This window comes from Butyrivibrio sp. VCB2001 (assembly GCF_000423965.1).
Taxonomy (GTDB): Bacteria; Bacillota; Clostridia; order Lachnospirales; family Lachnospiraceae; genus Butyrivibrio.
This window is the reverse complement of sequence record NZ_AUIZ01000016.1, coordinates 15,092-32,343: the sequence shown is the minus strand read 5'-3', so window position 1 is coordinate 32,343 and position 17,252 is coordinate 15,092. Positions and strand designations below refer to the sequence as shown.

Genomic DNA, 17,252 nt, shown 5'->3' with positions numbered 1-17,252 from the left:
ATGAGACCTGGAGATTATGATAAACCGAAAACTCTAAACAGATTTTCAGGCCCTGGATTTAACGAGACCGAGTGGTATAAAAGAGCGTTAAATGCGTCAGATACTGCGGCAGAATTCTTTAGGGATGATCTGCGTGACAAGGGGTATGACGAGGAGACTGTCATAAGGGAAGGTGCCCGTCGCAGAGCCGATGTGCTTCAGGAGATGGTCAGAGAATATGAGAAGTACAGGAATGGAGGAAGCATGGAAGGCTCAGATGCTTCTGACAACAGTCCGGAAGATGACGATTGGGTAAGGGATGCTTATGAAGCGGACGAGAGCGCAGATGACAGCTCGGGAGATGATGATTGGTTCAGGGACGGTGCAGAGGCTGTCGGTGATGCTGTGGACAGTGCTGCGGATAGTGCTGGAGAGGATGACTGGGTAAGAGATGAACCTGAGACCGGAGATGAATCTGACATAAATGATCCGGAAGGCGCTGAGTTTACGGAAGATGAAGAACTAAAGGGCACGGTCCATCTTGAGATGGAGGCTGATTCAGAGGTGGTTGCAGAAGGCGATTTCGACATAAACGATGAAGATGCCGAAATCTCTGCGACTGTTCCCAGATCTGCTGAAGTTGTCGGAAGAGAAGTTGTTGAGGTTGAGGACCCGGACCTTGAAAAAGGCGAGGTGGAAGAGACCACCTACGAAAATGACGCGGAAAGCACAACTGAAACAGACAGTTCCGGTGAATCAGAGTACATTGAACCTGAAGAAATTGTAGTCAGACGGGTGGGTACAGGAGAAGCGTCTGAAAATGCCGAGGAGAGCACTGAGCAGGCGCAGGATCTGTCAGATGAAGCCAGCTCCATGGAAGAGTCCTCTATGGAGGTTTCGCCGGAGATACCACAGGATGTTACTGAAGAAGAGATAGAAGCTCTGGAAGAAGAGATAGAAACCCTGGAAGAAGAACAGATAGAAACTCTGGAAGACACTCCGGAGCAGGCTGCAGAGGCGATTTCAGAAGAAGAGATAGAAGTTCTGGAAGACGCTCACGAACAAGCTGCAGAAATGGGACCTGAAGAAGATATAGAGGTCTTGGAAGATACTCCAGACCAGGGTACAGATGCGGTTTCTGAAGAAGATATAGAGGTCCTGGAAGACACTCCGGAACAAGGTTCAGAAGTGGTTTCTGAAGAAGAGCGGATAGAGGTTCTTGAAGACATTCCCGAACAGGTTACTGATGTGGTTCAGGAAGAAAATATAGAAGTCCTGGAAGGCGCTCCCGAACAGGTTTCAGAAGTGGTCACTGCAGAACAGACAGAAGCTCCGGCAGATGACGCCGACAAGGAACTCTTTGGCCTTGAGAGACTCAAAGAGCTGGCACCTACAAATGAGGTCATTCGTCGTCGACTGGAGGACTGTGGTATCACAGATGTAGAACTCGATGGAGTTCTGGATAAGTACCAGGAAGTAATCGCACGGGATGTTGAAGAAATGTGTGCAAGTTATCCGGAACTGAAGGGCTACATCACCAGGATCAGTGCCGCAAAGCTAAAACCGGGAGTCTTTGCCTGTGCAGGCCCTCGTATGACTGAAAACGGATATGCTACAGAAGTAAATGTCAGTGTCGATGAGTTTGGACATCGGGGTATGGAGTTTAAGGTGAGCAACATGGAGACACCCAACTGGAAGGGTGAGACATGGTTCTCAGGACACGGACAGGATGCGATATTAAAACATGAAATGGGCCACATTCTCCATTTGCAGATGCTGGCAAAAGAACGAGGCATCGAATTAGGAGAGAAGGACAGAGCAGCCTATGACGATCTGTGCAGGGCATATGATGAAAACGACATTGTTACAAACATGTGTCGTGAGAGCATGAACGAACTGGATATAAGTTCGGGAGATCTTGCAAGGAACATCAGTATATACGGCGCTAGTGACTGGGGCGAGTGTTTTGCCGAGGCAATATCCGAAGTAGAGACAAGAAAGAATCCCAGAGCATTTGCCAGAAGAGTATATGAGAAATATCAGGAGGTGAAAAGATGATAATAATGCCACCGGATGAACTGGTTAAGTACATCTCAACGGATGGGGAGGGCAATTGGATCCATGATCCCAATATGCCCGCAGAATTAAACGAAGTATTTGAAAAGTTTATTGCTGACGTGAAGTCAGCAAGGGAGTCATTAAAAGAAAGAAGATAAAAGATTCGGGGAAAAATATGAGTACAAAGTGTCCTATATGTAAGAAGGCATTCGTGAATCAGCCTGGTGAGATCTGTATTTCATGTCAGATGAAGCAGAGCGTTCCGGATTACTTAAAACCACAAGAACCAAAACCGGATTATCTGGGCAATGGCAATAATCCGCAGATAAGACCCAAAAATAATACTGGCGCTCTTGATCCGTATCCATTTGGGGGAAATACTGCACAGCAGAAAGAAAAAAGGAGCAGCGGCGGAACATATTCAGGCATAGTCCAGAACCTTATGACCAATCCTGTTCATGGAAGTTTTATAGAGAGATGGTTTAATGCATTGCTGCATGGAATACCGTATTCCTCGGCAAGCAACCAGTATGTGTTCTCGCTTTTTTCCCAGGACGCGTATTCTGGCGCAGGTGTAGGCGGTCATTCCGTTATGTATTACGGCAACGTGGAATATTCGTTTCTGACCAACAATACACCGGTTATAGTCCATGGAAAGAAGATGCACGATGGGGTTATCCTTGCGAACAAGATTGAAGGCTCGAACTACGGCTTTACAATGAAATCAAGGTTCTCCCTCTCTGCCATGGCAGTAAGGCTGATCACGCTTCTTGTGGTTGCGCTCCTTGTTCTTTCCGTCGTGGCATTGGCCGGTGGGATATCGGGCGGATCAAGACGTAATGACCGGTCAACTTCTATCGAAAACACTCAGACAGATAACGGCCCAGCCGCAGATAGAAGAGGAGGCACGCTGACGACTACGAATAATCCAAGGATGCAGCTGGCAGGTATAGTGCTCCTGCTTATAGGCGGCTTTTGTCTGGTAAAGAGAACTCCGGTCAGCAAAAAGATAGCAATTATTATATGCTTTATCGGCGCAGGGCTGATCTATCCTCTGTTGATGGGGCTGCTGATCCTGTTTGTGGTGATCAGACTGTTTTTGAAGATTAAATGAGCCTGATCACATCCTAATTGTGAAGGAGACAAAATGGCTATAGATTTAAACAAAGAAAAAAAAGATAAAGTTAGTCTGTCTAAAAAGGTCAATCTGTCAAAGAGACCCTTACCTCGCAGGAAAGTAAATCTGTCCAAGGGGGAAAACGCCTCTGTTGCAGGCGTGACCGAAACTAGTGGAATCGGATCAAACCGCACAGGGACAGGTTCAATGCCAGCCCGTGAGAATAATTACAGCACTGGAGCAGGCCCATTGCCGGTCCGTGAGGATGATTACCGCACCGGCAGTAGTGGCCAGAAGAGTAAGATACTGATGTTGGGGTTTCTGATACCGATACTTGCAATTATTCTGATCATCGTAGCTGTATCCACTTTCAGGGGAAGTGGCAAAAGCGATGTGAATGGTGGCGGGGATGAAACCTATGTGTCAGATTCAGATACTGTGGCGCAGGTAAGCGATACTGAGTCGGCAGACGCAGCAGAAGTGTCAGCCGATATTACAAACACTGACAACGCCATTGCGGATGATGTTGCGACATCGCCGGAAAACGGTGATTCTGATACGTCGTTGCAGGAAGTTACTACTTCTGCAAAAACTGATGACACCGCCATACATGATTACGAGGTAATTGTTGCTGATGTGACCTGGGAAGAGGCCTTTCAGGATTGTATAAGAAGAGGCGGTTATCTTTGCAGGATCAATTCTGAGGAAGAGAGCGAAATGGTAAAGGCGCTTCTGGATGCCAAGGATTTCAAAGGAGTGGCATACCTTGGCGGACTGAGGGATGCCGATTCGAAGGAATATCACTGGGTTGACATTGATAAAGAACCCTTCGACGAGGTACTTAACAACGGCGAACTCAATGCGTACTGGTTGCCTGGCGAGCCCAGTTTTAGGGACAACGTCAACGGTGAAGAAATAACTGAGTCATATATGTCGATACTCTACCCAGCATCACTTAAGACCTGGGTGTGGAACGATGTTACAAACGACGTGTTATCATTGTCTGAAAGCTATTACAGAGGAAGACTGGCATATATTTGTGAGTTTGAGTAAAGACATTTCCTATGAGATATTCAAGTATTAGAAGAGTATGTATCGCTTTAGTATGCATGTCTGTGTTGCTTTTGGTAATGGCAGTTGCTGTGAGAAACCAATTGGAGCAGACACCTGAACCTAATCCGGTATATGAGGAACAGAAATTAGATTCAGTCGCAGAACCTGATATTCCGGAAAATGTCGAATCGGATGTGCTGGAAGCCACAGAGCGTGATGCTAAAGAAGCTGAGGCACTGGAAGAAGACATTGATGAGGCAGCAGCTGAAGTCGCCGAAAATGATAAGTCGGATGAAGTAGAGAAGATTTTGTCAGAGATGACGCTCGAAGAAAAGATATACCAGATGTTTGTGCTTAATCCGGAGCAGTTAACCGGTGTCGGCCAGGTCACAAGTGCCGGAGAGCGTACAAGGAACTGCTTGGAAAAGTATCCTGTAGGCGGGATCCTCTATTTTGGCCCGAACATTCAGGACCCAGAGCAGACCAAAAACATGCTGGCTGTAGTCCGGACCTATGGGATGGAGATAGAGGGGGTGCCTCTGTTTTTATGTGTTGATGAAGAAGGAGGCAGAATAGCCAGGATAGCAGGTAATCCTTCTTTCACTGTACAGAAGACCAAGCCGGTGGCTCAGATAGCTGATGCCGCAGAGGCCTATGAAGCAGGAAATGTCATTGGTAGTTACCTGTCGGAACTGGGATTTAATGTGGATTTTGCTCCGGTCAGCGATGTGCTGACCAACCCTGACAATGTTGTGATCGGCGATCGCTCTTTTGGCAGTGATGCCGAAGTGGTTGCGGAATATTCAAGGAAGTACCTCGAAGGGCTACACAATAATGAAGTGCTGGGTGTTTACAAGCATTTCCCTGGACATGGGGCAACCAGCGGGGATACTCATACCGGATTTTCCGGTACAGACAAGACTCTGGATGAGATGATGGAGGTGGAACTGCTTCCGTTTTCTAAAGCGCAGAGCGACGGGGCAGATATGGTGATGGTCTCCCATATTTCCGTACCGGAGATTCTCGGAGACAATACTCCATGCTCTCTTTCGCATTACATGATCACTGATGTGCTCAGAAATATGCTGGGATATGAAGGCCTGATCATTACAGACGCAATGAACATGTCAGCGATCACAGTTAACTACACCAATGAAGAGGCTGCCGTTCTTGCTGTAAACGCAGGAGTTGACCTGATCCTGACGCCGGGTGACTTTAAAGTGTACCACGCCGTGATTTTGAAAAAAGTCAGGGATGGAGAGATCTCGGAAGAGAGAATCGATGATTCCGTCAGAAGGATCATCTCAAAAAAGATCGCTGCAGACAGCTGATAAACTACTGTGAATAAAAAACTACTATGTGCATGATGATATGAGCATCAGATACGCATAGTAGTTTTATTAGTTTTATTGCTCTTAAGAATTATCTGGGTGGAAGAATTGTCCAGTGTCCCTGATATTTATCGAGGTCATAAAGGTCATCGCAGTAGCCATAGCGGGCAATTATCTCAGAATAAATTCTCTCGCAGTCTTCTCTTGTCCCATGATAGTAGCAGTCCTGAATCCGGCGCTTGTAATTGTTGTACTCATCATTTGACATTCCCATACATTTTTCCCCCGTTTCTTGTTTTCATACACATTTTCTGGTAACTTACTAACATAAATATAGTTTACACCTTGAGAAAGAAATATCAAGTTATTATACTATTGATGAAGCAATTGCTGTGGGGGACAAGGGCTTAATCGTTAGTTGAGAAGGAAGAGTTAGTGAAGCAGTTTATTAAGGTATCGGAAAAAGAAATATATTACGGGAATCTGGATGTATTGGGTCAGAACTATGACGGCATCGGTTTAAAGCTTTATCCAAATGGCGAGATGTATTACGGAAGTTGGAGACAGGGAGCTTTTGACGGATTTGGTGCCTATGTTTATTACGACGGACGCATCCGCATATGTGTCTGGGCGGACAACAAGCAGATCGATGAGGGCGTGATCATCAAGCCCGAGGGAGATCCGTTTTCTTTATACTGGGGAACCTCTGAGAGAAACAAGCCGGTACGCGGCATAGGCCTTCATAAAGACGGGAAGATATTCTGCGGCAAATGGACCGACTGGAAGGGTGAGCTCTTCAACGGAAAAGGCTCTTTTTCATGGCCTGACGGAAGGATCTACTCCGGCTATTGGAAAAACAGCCGACAGGACAACGGCGGCGTGATAGTCCGTCTCGATGGAACCGTTCTTGGTAATCTGGAAAAAGAATCCTCAGAAGTCAGAACACTTATCCTCAAGAATGATTCAAATCGTGTACTGTTTTATGGCCGTTATCGGGACGAAAGCGTCAGAAACGGCAAAGGAGCAATGTACTATTCGGACAGAAGCGTCTACTACGGTGAATTCATAAACGGTTCAAGGGAAGGCCTTGGATTGTACAAATACCTGGATGGCTCAATATATATCGGAGTTTGGAAGAACGACGAAGCAAACGGCAAGGGACTGCTGTACTCTCCTCACAATGGAAAAGAGCTCTATGTGGGAGATTTTTCTGACGGACTCTTCGATGGTGACGGCTGTGTATTCTCTGTTTCAACCTCGGGAAGCGATGTTAAGCATTGCGGAGAGTGGAGCAGGGGAACTCAGATCACAGATTGGAAAGAAGAAATAAAAAATCCGGAGCCGGAAGATATTACTCCGGTTCCCGCAAATGAAACCGGGGACAGCGGCTCCAAAGTTGACCTTAAGAAGAACAGGGATAATGGTGAAAACGGCGTTGCTTCAGGGGCGGCTTCGAAACGCGCTGAGGCTGAAGCTCCCGCGCCTGCTCCTATGCCTGAACCTAAGACAGTACAGATAGAGAAAACACCTGTAGTTAGCCTTGCACCGGCGCCTCAACCTGCGCCTGCTCCTCAACCTGTTCCGAAAAATGAACCCAAGAGAGCACCTTCAAATGCTCCGGTTTTCAAGGACATGGAAGAGGATGAAGTGGTACAGCCTTATCAGTATCAAAGGCAGAAGGAGCCGTTTAATGTAAAAGCACTTCTTATTTTTGTCGGTGTACTGGCTGCGATTTTCATCGGCTATGGTATATATTTGTTTATTGATTCTACTATGTGGACCTATACAACCATAGACGACACTGCAGACTATGATTCGGGAGATAACAATATCGAAGTTGCAGATTCAACTGATGTCGGGAATGCTGGTGATGCAAGTGCAGCTGATGCAACTGAAGGTGATACAGGTACAGTAACAAACGAAGGGACCCTCCCGGACAGCTTTGACGCATACCTTCCAGATGCCGGACAATACAACATAAACAGATTTACACGTTCCGGCGATTCACTTGTGTATGATGACGCAGATTATTATTCAAGACTTGGCATAGATGTGTCCTATTACCAGGGAAGCATTGACTGGCAGCAGGTCAGGGATGCCGGGATCGAATTTGCTTATATCAGAACCGGATTCAGAGGATATGGCTCAGAAGGCAATATCAGCTTGGACAAGAATTTTGAAGATAATATAAGAAATGCCAAGGCTGCAGGCATTGACGTGGGCGTTTATTTCTTTTCACAGGCAATTACTGAAGAAGAGGCCAGAGAAGAGGCTGAATTTGTTCTCAAAGCTATTGAGCCATATTCCATCGAATTGCCGATCGCAATCGAAGCGGTGAACAGAGTGAATGGAGATGGCAGGGCCAACAACCTCAGCAATGAGCAGATATCAAAAGATATTGTGGCATTCTGTGAAACGATTATTGCCACAGGATATGAGCCTGCAGTCGCATTTAACAAGGATCAGTGGGTAGAGTTTAGAGCTGTGTTTGAAGAGTTGGACAAATATACTTTCTGGTACGGAGATTATGACCTGAACGAGGAACCGCCGTTCCGCTGCGAATTTTTGCAGTATGCTAACAACGGCAATATTCCAGGTATCGGACCAAAGGTGGATCTTGATATCCAGTTTTTGAAGAAATATGATTGAGGAAAAGCGGTCATCAAAGTGGCCGGTTGGGGTGAAAATGACAAGGATTTGGATGAACCACTGGTTCAGCACGGCAGTAAATATCATCGGCTTACTCAGAAAGGATGACCTGCCTGTATATATTGTAGGAACCAATGAGAATGAGTATTCGGTGATAAGAAACTACTGCGACGAATGGTACACAGAACCGGTACTGAAAGACGAGGCGTATGTTGATTACTGCCTGCAATTCTGTGAAGAACACAGCATCGATGTGTTCATGCCCCGCAGGGGAATGCTGAAAATATCCGAACACAAAAAGCGCTTTGAAGATAAAGGCATCAGGGTGCTTTTGGATGACTTTGGCATCGTCAATGTGCTTAATCATAAGGAAGAGGCCTACAGATATTACAAGGATAACGGCATCGGCAATGTGCCCGACTACTATATTGTCAACAATGTCGATGCGTTTATTGATGCCTATAACAAGCTCCTTGAGGATCATCCACAGGTGTGTTTTAAGTTCGTAAAAGATGAGGGTGGAAAAAGCTTCAGGCTTATAGATAATCAGCGAAAGGGTTACACCGCATTGTTTAAAAAGCAGAACACGCGAATGACTCTGGATGACGCAGTAGACGCTCTCTCTGAGAGAGAAATCTTTGCGCCTGTGATGATAATGCCGTTCCTTCCTGATGAAGAGGTAAGTGTCGACTGTCTTAACACCAGACAGGGGCTGATAACTCTGCCCAGAGTCAAGAGCTACGAAAAATATGAAGTGCTGCAATATGATCAGGACATCATCTCCCTTTGTGAGCGCTTCCAAGAGAAGGCACAGCTGAGATGTCCCTATAATATACAGTTCAAGTACTACAACGGCGTTCCGTATTTTCTTGAAGTCAACACCAGAATGTCCGGAGGGATACATATGTCCTGCCATGCCAGCGACGTTAACATTCCGCAGATAGCTCTGCGGGAACTGCTTGGTGAGAGCGTATCATGGCAGAATAACTGTGAAAGAAAGATGGTTTCTCAGGTTTTAACGCCTATAGTGATAGAATGATGTGGCAGATCATTCAATCCAAAATAGAGACGGCCGAGGGTAACGGTAGTGGAAATACTTTTTTCAGATCTGGACAATACACTGATTTATTCCCATAGGCATGAGCTGACTGGGGAGAAAATTCCAATAGAATATCTAAGAGGCAGAGAACAGAGTTATATGACATTGCTTACATATAACTCTCTTATTAATCTGGACGGAATTAGATTTGTGCCGGTAAGCACACGGAGTGAGGCGCAGTATCGAAGGCTTGTTTTCATGGATATTTTGCACGCCCGGCATGCCATCATCTGTAATGGTGGCAAGCTGCTGATCGATGGTAATGAAGACAAAAGCTGGACAGACGAGACTTATGAAATGGTGGCGCCATACGAAAAATATCTCGAAGAGGCCATAGAGATATTTGCGTCAATCGGCAGCATAGGCGACATTAAGAGGCCTGAGATATATATGTGCTACGCCACGGCAGACGATCCAAAGGCTGTTTATGACCTGCTTGTAGATGCTATCGGTTCAGACGAGATAGTCTCTGAATATGATGCCAGAAAAGTGTACCTGTTTATCAGGGGCATAGATAAAGGGACCGCAGTAAAAAGATATGTGGAGAGGTTTTCAGCTGATCGCGTAATTGCAGCAGGTGATTGTCGGATCGATATACCGATGCTCAACGAAGCGGATTATGCGCTGGCGCCAAAAGAAATTCTTAAGTATGTCACTGCACCGGGGATTGAACTTGACGGAGACGACATTTCTTTTCCCATATGCAGGTTTCTGGAAGAATACAATATGAAAGGCAAGAGGATATGATTGACAACATTGAAGAGAAGTACAGTGTAGGAGCGCTGCTTTACACTCCTGCACTGAGCATAAAGATCGCGGAGGATGTCATTGCGGAGAAGTTTTCAAAACCGTATTCGCTGGCACTGTGCCTTGAAGACACAATATCAGATGACAGCGTTGAAGTTGCAGAGAAACAGCTGACAGACACTCTGAAGAAGATAATGGAGGAGAGAAAAGAAAAGGAGTTTTATCTGCCTAAGATTTTTATACGGGTAAGGAGCTGTGAACAGTTAAATCAGCTTTGCGGAGAATTAAAGCCATGTGTGGATGTGATTAGCGGCTTCATTTTTCCAAAGTATTCCGTCGACAACGCTGATGCATATAATGAGGCTGTCAGGAGAATAAATGAGTCTTCGGAAAAGACTCTTTACATGATGCCGATACTTGAAAGCAGAGATCTTATCAACTATTCCACAAGGCACAAGGTCCTTGAGGAAGTAAAGACTAAAATAGATTCAGTTAAGGAATATGTTCTTAATATCAGGGTGGGCGGCAATGATTTCTCAAATGAGTTTGCGGCCAGAAGGCATTATGATGAAACGATATATGATATCCTGCCTATCGGGCAGCTTCTCGGAGATATTCTCACCGTATTTTCAAGAGAATACGTCGTATCAGGGCCTGTCTGGGAGTTTTTCTCAAGTGATAACGAGGAGTGGAAGAGAGGCCTCATGAATGAGCTCAAATTGGACCGCCTGAATGGTTTCATTGGCAAGACAGTTATCCATCCAAAACAGATAGGTGTCGTCAATGAGGCGCTTAAGGTGTCGCAAAAGGACTATGAAGATGCAAAAGAGATCCTGAACTGGAATGAGAGAGGTTTGCTGGTGGGAAAGAGCTATAACGGTGAAAGGATGAATGAGGTTAAAACTCATGGAAACTGGGCAATCAAGACAGTGATGCTCTCAAAGATTTACGGAATAAGCTGATAGGAGATGGAGGGTGGCACCTGATGTGTTTTTCATTGCGTAACATGGTGTAATTTGAGATGTATAGAACAGACGAACTGGTAAGAATAGCAAAAAGAGAAAAGAACAGGAAGAGGTCCTACTTATTTGTAAACCCTCTGCAGGGGAAGCATATCCCTGCTAATCCGGAGGAGGTCGACAGGCTCTGCAAATGCTTGGCGGAGGAAATAAACAAAGATTATTCAGATAAGCGGAAAATGGTCATAGGATTTGCAGAGACGGCAACGGGCATTTCGGCAGCAGTGTGCGTATATCTCAATAATGTCGTTTTTTTTGAACATACTACTAGGGAATACCGGGATACAAATGAATACATTTACTTCACAGAATCTCACAGTCATGCAAAGGCTCAGCTTCTTGATATGGATGGACTTGATAAAGCTGTGTCCTCTGTCGATATGATCATACTTATAGATGATGAGATCACAACGGGAAATACTGTCTGCAAGCTGATAGATCAGATAAAAGAAAAATACAGCTTTTCGGGAGAATTAATCATTGCCTCTTTTGTCAACAGCATGACTGATGAGAGGATCACTGAACTAAAGAGCCGTGGTATTGAGTGTGAATACGTGATCAGAATACCGCATGAGTACAAGGCTGAATTGGCAGAAAAGGTAGATGAGATCAGTAATCCTGATTGTGAGTATGACAGTAATGATGACAAAATAGCTGCAGGATGTGTCTCTCTCTCGATAAATCCGAGGAAACCCGTGCTGTGGGAAATGTATCTAAATGACATGCAGGCAGCTACTGACGAAATAATACGAGGTTGCGATTTTGATGAAGATGATACGGTCTGTATAATAGGAACCGAGGAATTTATGTTTCTGACCATATGTCTTGGAAAGAACCTTATTCAAAGTGGAATTGTCGGCGATGTCAAGATACACTCAACGACTAGAAGTCCGATAATACCATCATCTCAGGAGGGCTACCCATTAAATTCAAGATATAAACTGATTAGCTTTTATGAGAAGGACAGGGTAACATATATATATAACCTGGCGCATTATGATAAGGTCATTGTTGTTACTGACGGAATTACTGAAGGAGATGGAATAAGGAACTTGGTATCTGTCATTAAGAGTGTTGGAAACAAATCTGTTTACGTTTATGGATGTGAATATGAGAAGTAGTTTTAATGATGTAGATGTAGAGCTTTTGCTCAAGGATATCACGGGCTTGGTTGAGCCGCTTCCAACCGAAGAGAGAGAGAAGAAAATACAAAGCGGTATTCATTATTCTGAGATGCTTCCACTGGAATATAAGCCGTCTGATGAGTATATAAGGATTTACACTAGGTCCTTGGATGTTTTTGGTCAGACTGTAGCCGATGCGATTGTTCGGGTTTCAGAAAAAATAGTGAATGAAAAGGGAAATGACGTAGTAATCGTATCCCTGGCCAGGGCCGGAACTCCAATTGGAGTTCTGATTAGTCGATATATAAGAAAAAAATATGCTTATGTCTGTCCACATTACTCGATTTCAATCATTAGAGATAGAGGAATTGACAGAAACGCCATGGAATACATATTGAAGAAACATTGTGCCGCTAGTATTCAGTTTGTTGATGGATGGACCGGAAAGGGAGTGATTTACAATGAATTAAAAAAAGAAATCAGTTCTTTCCATGGCGTTTCGGGTAAATTGGCTGTGGTGGCAGATCCAGCATATATAACTGATCTATGTGGAACGCATGACGACATACTGATTCCTAGTTCTTGTTTGAACAGTACAGTATGTGGTTTAATTAGTAGAACGTTTTTAAGAAGCGACATTATCGGAGCTGACGAATTCCATGGCGCACTTTTTTATAAAGAGCTCATCGAAGAAGACCGCACATATGAGTTTATACACCGTATTGAAGAGCTGTTTCGTAGTAATCCCGAAGCTGGAGAAAAAGAAAGTACAACTAATGAGGCAATTGATGATATCAGGAGTATTGCAGAAAAATTTGGGATCGCCGATGTAAACCATATCAAACCAGGCATTGGAGAAACGACGAGAGTTCTTTTGCGTCGAGTTCCATGGAAAATCATTATTGATGAGCGATATAAGGAATGCGAGGAGCTAAAGCATATACTGCAGTTAGCATTGGAAAAAAAAGTGGCGATATATTATACTAGATTAAACAATTATAAGTGTTGTGGCTTAATTAAGCAATTATCAGATGTATAGCAGTATAGAGTTTATAAGAGGTGATAGAGTAATGGATAAAACAGCGGTAGAGCTTCATAGTAAAGGAACTATTACTATTAGCATTAATTGGAACCAATACGACCGTCAACGTGCTGGAGGTATGCTTACGGGACTACTTAATAAGGATAGTGGTGATATTGATTGCGACACATCAGCTTTTTTAGTAAAGAAAAATAATAAAGAAATGTTTGATATTATTGAGGTAATTAACTATGAAAATCCCACTGGGATTAATAGCGTAATTGTGCATCATGGTGATAATGCAGTAAAGGGAGGAGAAAAGGAACAGATTAGCGTCAATCTAGGTGGTTTATCCGAAGGTGACGCAGTTATAATTACATTAGATACTTTCAAGGATAAAAATCAGGTGAAGACCGGTAAACTATCACATATATCAATTAGTATCAATGATAGTGAAAGTAAGACAGAATTGTATGGAAAATCATTTAGTGGCATGGGTGACAAAGCTATTAGTATTGGAAAGATAATCTGTAATGAAGGGAAATACTATTATGTACATGAATTAAAAGCTTTAAATGATGTCAAAAAGAAAGAGGATATAATAAATGTTATTAGAAAAAGAAGACATTAGCCATTTGAGATTTGTAAAAAATGCTTTTCATAGGGAAGATATATTTATGCAGTATTATTTGAAAAAATGACACATATGAAGGTTGAAGGGTGCTTTAATTTGAGAGCACCCTTTTTTACCTTAGTAGTTATAATACTTCCTGATTACGGTTGCAATCAATGCTCTCAATATGTTTTAGAAATAGTGATTGTCCCCCTGTGATGGTAGATGTTCATTTTCTTTTGCTTTAATTATCAAAGTATCAAAGGAACATGGTTATTGCTTTTTCTGGGATTATTATTTGGTCATCTTTTAGGGGCATTGCTCAGTATATCTGAATCGGTAGTTACAGCCATCGATAAAGGTGCAAAAGCAATGGAGCTGGGGGTCAAACTGTTCCCGATTGTTGAATTTTATTCTTATATCGATTATAGAAAATGCCTGGATAATGACAGAAATAAGGCTGAGTTTTCAGGAATAAAGGCCTATATGTTTCTTATCGGCGTATTCATGTTTTTTTATTTTGTGAGCAATTTCAACATTTTTTTCTTGAGTGCAGCTGGAATCAATTATATTAAAGTGCTTGCTGATTGTATCTATGTGGTGTTAGTGGCTTGTTCTGATGTTATACATAAGATATTGAGGTGAGGAGGCCAACATTGAATAAATCCGACGAGAATGTATTTAATACTGAGTATAAAGTCAGAGGGTATAGAAATGATGCTAAAGTGAAGGAATGCTTAAAAGCATTTGAAAACGATGAATCAGTACTTAGTAGGGAAGAGGCATATAATATCCTGGTTGAAGAGGCAGAAAAAGGTGAAATAAATGCGATGGTTTGGCTCGGAATCATACATGATCAGGAAAAAGATTATATTTCTCCTAAGGATTGCTTTGAATGGTTTCATAGGGCCGCGAAAGTTGGGAGCATCGATGCCAAGTTTCAAATGGGATATCATTATCTCCATGGAAAATATGTGGGTGCAGATAAGCACGAAGCGTTTAAATGGTTCCGTGATTCAGCCATGCTTGGGTATCCGCATGCACAGAATAGTCTTGGGACAATGTATCTGAGAGGCCAGGTTAGTATCGAAGATGACCCTGATTTATGTGAACATTATGATGAGAAGAGAAGGAAAAAAGGGTGGGAATGGTTGCTGAAATCGGCATCACAACATCATTATTCCGGTCTTTGTAATTTGGCAGTATTGTACTCTCAGGGGATTTATGTAGAAAAAAACGAAGATATGGCAATCAGTTTATATCGTTTAGCTGCGGATATTAACAAGAAGGATTCGCGCGCTAGGGTAATGCTTGAAAAGATGGGAGTACCTGTTGGATTAAAGGAGCAGGATATAGAACGATTAGAAGACTTACTTGATGATGGATACATATCAATATAAAAAATACCGAAGTAGATGCATGACAGGTCACCCATTAGGATCAGCAGTCTGAAAAAGAGCAGGAAGAAGCACAATGAAGCATACAGATATTTTTACAACATGAAGTTAACGTTGGCTAACAAAAAGTGATATCATGTATTAGAAGGAAAACATAGGTGGAGTGTGTGAATGGTCTGGTACGTATTTGTAGTTGAGGCGATAGTATTTGCGGTATTATTTACGACAATCCTTTTTGCAACATATCATGGGGATAGGATATACAGCCCTGCATGCATCCATAACTATCCACCGGATATACAGGAGGAATACTTTAAGACTCACGAAAGGGTGGATGTATCCTACAAGTCAAAAAAGGTAGTGATGGCAAAATCTTGCGGGATAATACTATTCACTGTAATTCTTATCATATGTGCGAAGTTGGCCGGAGCAGTTACATTTTGGCAGGGGTTTGCCATTGCTTTTGGACTAATGGTATGGATTGGAGCGTATGATACTTTTTTCCTTGATTGGATACTATTTGCAAACATGAAGATGTTCAGGCTTGAGGGCACAGAACATATGGATAAAGCTTACCATCAGAAGTGGTTTCATCTAAAAGGGGCCATATTTCCTGGACTGGTATTTGCACTGATTCCTGCGGCTCTTGTGGGATTGGTCATAAGTTTTATTGGGTGAATAAAAAGATAAGCGTTAGAGAAGAAGAGTAAAGTGATAGCATTGCTTGTTAAAACTGAAATTAAAAGGCCCGTTTTCTTAATAGAAAGCGGACCTTTTTATTTTAGTACAATATCAGTTCTATAGGCGATTAACTCAAGTAGGAGAATTAGCTTTGTCATCTGAGGCATATAAAGCCTTCAATAGTAAAGGTGTCAGAATTGAGCTTAATATTATCAACAGGATTACTGCGGTAAAGTATCTGCTGTCAACGATATCAGCTTTTAGCCCTCTCTGAGCCACGATAAGTGCAACTTCGCCTCTGGTCATCATACCGACACCAATCTTTAACGAGTCAGAAGTGTTGTACTTAAGGAGCTTAGCTACGATGCCACAGCCTACAACCTTTCCGAGGAGTCCAACGACAACAAATGCTGCCGAGAATGCAAGGATTGTCATGTCAACAGACCTTAGGTTTGTCTGAAGTCCCACACTTGCAAAGAATACGGGGCCGAATAACATATATGAATTTATGTCCATCTTTCTGTCTATATACTCTGAGTTGTCCAGAGAGCTGAGAATAATACCTGCAACATAGGCGCCGGTGATATCAGCTACTCCAAAGTACTTATCGGCAACATAAGACATCGCAAAGGCAAGTGCCAGACCCATGATCGGGATTCTTCTGGTATGAGGCCATTTAGCTTCTGCTTTTGACATTATCTTAAAGATGATAATTCCCACAACAACCGAAAGCGCAAAGAAGGCTACGGTCTTTAAGCAAACAGCTGCAAGATTGGCATTTGGATCTTTCAGACCAAGAACAGCTGTAAGAACCACGATTCCTATTACGTCATCGATGATTGCGGCGCTCATGATTGTTGTTCCCACTTCTGTGGAAATCTTTCCAAGTTCCTTTAGAACCTGAACTGTTATGCTCACGGAAGTAGCTGTAAGAATAGTTCCTATAAAGAGTGCTTTTATGAACTCGGTTGATCCGGGAGTTGCAACGCCATAGAAGGCCATGTACAGGAGCGTTCCAAGAACAAGCGGAACTCCAACACCGGTGCATGCAATGATTGTTGCCTTTAGGCCGGATTTTTTGAGTTTATCGATATCTGTTTCCAGTCCGGCGCTGAACATCAGAAGAATCACACCGATTTCGGCCATGCCCGACAGGAAATCACTGGGATTAACAAGATTAAGCAATGTTGGACCTATGAGAAGACCTGCGATGATCTCACCGGCAACCTGTGGCGCATGGAGTCTTCTGGCGATCAGTCCGAATAACTTTGCCATGACGATTATGATAAAAAGATCTCTGAGTATCTGAATTGTATCCATATATATACCTCCTTATTGATAACGCTAGTAAATGAGTATGATAC

The 17,252-nt window shown here is 43.2% G+C and carries 17 protein-coding genes; 15 read left to right on the top strand and 2 right to left on the bottom strand.

What is annotated here, in order from left to right; all coding sequences use genetic code 11:
* The 5 genes from G589_RS0113495 to G589_RS20010 are packed head-to-tail and all read left to right on the top strand — an operon-like array spanning position 1 to position 5,538.
* Positions 1-2,037, top strand: coding sequence for a hypothetical protein (locus tag G589_RS0113495; RefSeq protein ID WP_026522514.1), 2,037 nt, complete (start codon positions 1-3; stop codon positions 2,035-2,037).
* Entirely contained in the window at positions 2,034-2,195 is a 162-nt protein-coding gene (locus G589_RS21960; RefSeq protein ID WP_155832550.1) for a hypothetical protein, read from the top strand. Before G589_RS0113495 ends, G589_RS21960 begins: the two co-directional genes overlap by 4 nt.
* Positions 2,196-2,212: 17 nt before the next feature.
* The gene (locus G589_RS0113485) at positions 2,213-3,151 is read left to right on the top strand and encodes a hypothetical protein (RefSeq protein WP_026522513.1); all 939 of its coding nucleotides are present in this window, start codon (positions 2,213-2,215) and stop codon (positions 3,149-3,151) included.
* Between the two features lie 33 nt (positions 3,152-3,184).
* Positions 3,185-4,207: a C-type lectin domain-containing protein gene (locus G589_RS0113480; RefSeq protein ID WP_026522512.1), complete on the top strand. Its 1,023-nt coding sequence runs from the start codon at positions 3,185-3,187 to the stop codon at positions 4,205-4,207.
* Positions 4,208-4,218: 11 nt separating this feature from the next.
* On the top strand, positions 4,219-5,538 hold the full coding sequence (locus G589_RS20010; protein ID WP_081669053.1) for a glycoside hydrolase family 3 protein: 1,320 nt from the start codon (positions 4,219-4,221) through the stop codon (positions 5,536-5,538).
* Positions 5,539-5,629: 91 nt separating this feature from the next.
* Here the strand turns inward: G589_RS20010 and G589_RS0113470 are convergent, their stop codons facing one another.
* Entirely contained in the window at positions 5,630-5,812 is a 183-nt protein-coding gene (locus tag G589_RS0113470; RefSeq protein ID WP_026522511.1) for a hypothetical protein, read from the bottom strand.
* Between the two features lie 161 nt (positions 5,813-5,973).
* Here G589_RS0113470 and G589_RS21295 point away from each other — a divergent pair, with 161 nt between their 5' ends.
* The 10 genes from G589_RS21295 to G589_RS0113420 all read left to right on the top strand — a co-directional run bounded on the left by G589_RS21295 (position 5,974) and on the right by G589_RS0113420 (position 15,885).
* Complete coding sequence (locus tag G589_RS21295; protein WP_051192392.1) at positions 5,974-8,187, top strand: GH25 family lysozyme; 2,214 nt, start codon at positions 5,974-5,976, stop codon at positions 8,185-8,187.
* Positions 8,188-8,224: 37 nt separating this feature from the next.
* Positions 8,225-9,226 (top strand): ATP-grasp domain-containing protein, encoded by a 1,002-nt coding sequence (locus G589_RS0113460; protein ID WP_026522510.1) that lies wholly within the window; start codon positions 8,225-8,227, stop codon positions 9,224-9,226.
* A gap of 159 nt (positions 9,227-9,385) precedes the next feature.
* Positions 9,386-10,033 carry an HAD family hydrolase gene (locus G589_RS0113455; RefSeq protein WP_026522509.1) on the top strand — a complete coding sequence of 216 codons (648 nt, stop codon included), beginning with the start codon at positions 9,386-9,388 and terminating at the stop codon, positions 10,031-10,033.
* Positions 10,030-10,995, top strand: coding sequence for an HpcH/HpaI aldolase/citrate lyase family protein (locus G589_RS0113450; RefSeq protein ID WP_026522508.1), 966 nt, complete (start codon positions 10,030-10,032; stop codon positions 10,993-10,995). Before G589_RS0113455 ends, G589_RS0113450 begins: the two co-directional genes overlap by 4 nt.
* 59 nt (positions 10,996-11,054) lie before the next feature.
* A complete protein-coding gene (locus G589_RS0113445; protein WP_026522507.1) occupies positions 11,055-12,173 on the top strand; it encodes a phosphoribosyltransferase domain-containing protein in 1,119 nt (372 codons plus the stop codon).
* Entirely contained in the window at positions 12,163-13,215 is a 1,053-nt protein-coding gene (locus tag G589_RS0113440) for a cysteine protease StiP family protein (protein ID WP_026522506.1), read from the top strand. The genes G589_RS0113445 and G589_RS0113440 overlap by 11 nt, the downstream gene beginning before the upstream one ends.
* Before the next feature lie 31 nt (positions 13,216-13,246).
* Positions 13,247-13,828, top strand: a complete 582-nt coding sequence (locus tag G589_RS0113435; RefSeq protein ID WP_026522505.1) for a TerD family protein — start codon at positions 13,247-13,249, stop codon at positions 13,826-13,828.
* A 207-nt stretch (positions 13,829-14,035) separates the two neighbouring features.
* A complete protein-coding gene (locus G589_RS0113430) occupies positions 14,036-14,455 on the top strand; it encodes a hypothetical protein (RefSeq protein WP_155832549.1) in 420 nt (139 codons plus the stop codon).
* A gap of 11 nt (positions 14,456-14,466) precedes the next feature.
* Positions 14,467-15,210 carry a tetratricopeptide repeat protein gene (locus G589_RS0113425; protein ID WP_026522503.1) on the top strand — a complete coding sequence of 248 codons (744 nt, stop codon included), beginning with the start codon at positions 14,467-14,469 and terminating at the stop codon, positions 15,208-15,210.
* A gap of 168 nt (positions 15,211-15,378) precedes the next feature.
* On the top strand, positions 15,379-15,885 hold the full coding sequence (locus G589_RS0113420; RefSeq protein ID WP_026522502.1) for a hypothetical protein: 507 nt from the start codon (positions 15,379-15,381) through the stop codon (positions 15,883-15,885).
* Positions 15,886-16,020: 135 nt separating this feature from the next.
* Here G589_RS0113420 and G589_RS0113415 read toward each other — a convergent pair whose 3' ends face one another.
* Positions 16,021-17,208: a cation:proton antiporter gene (locus G589_RS0113415; protein WP_026522501.1), complete on the bottom strand. Its 1,188-nt coding sequence runs from the start codon at positions 17,206-17,208 to the stop codon at positions 16,021-16,023.
* Between the last annotated feature and the right edge of the window lie 44 nt (positions 17,209-17,252).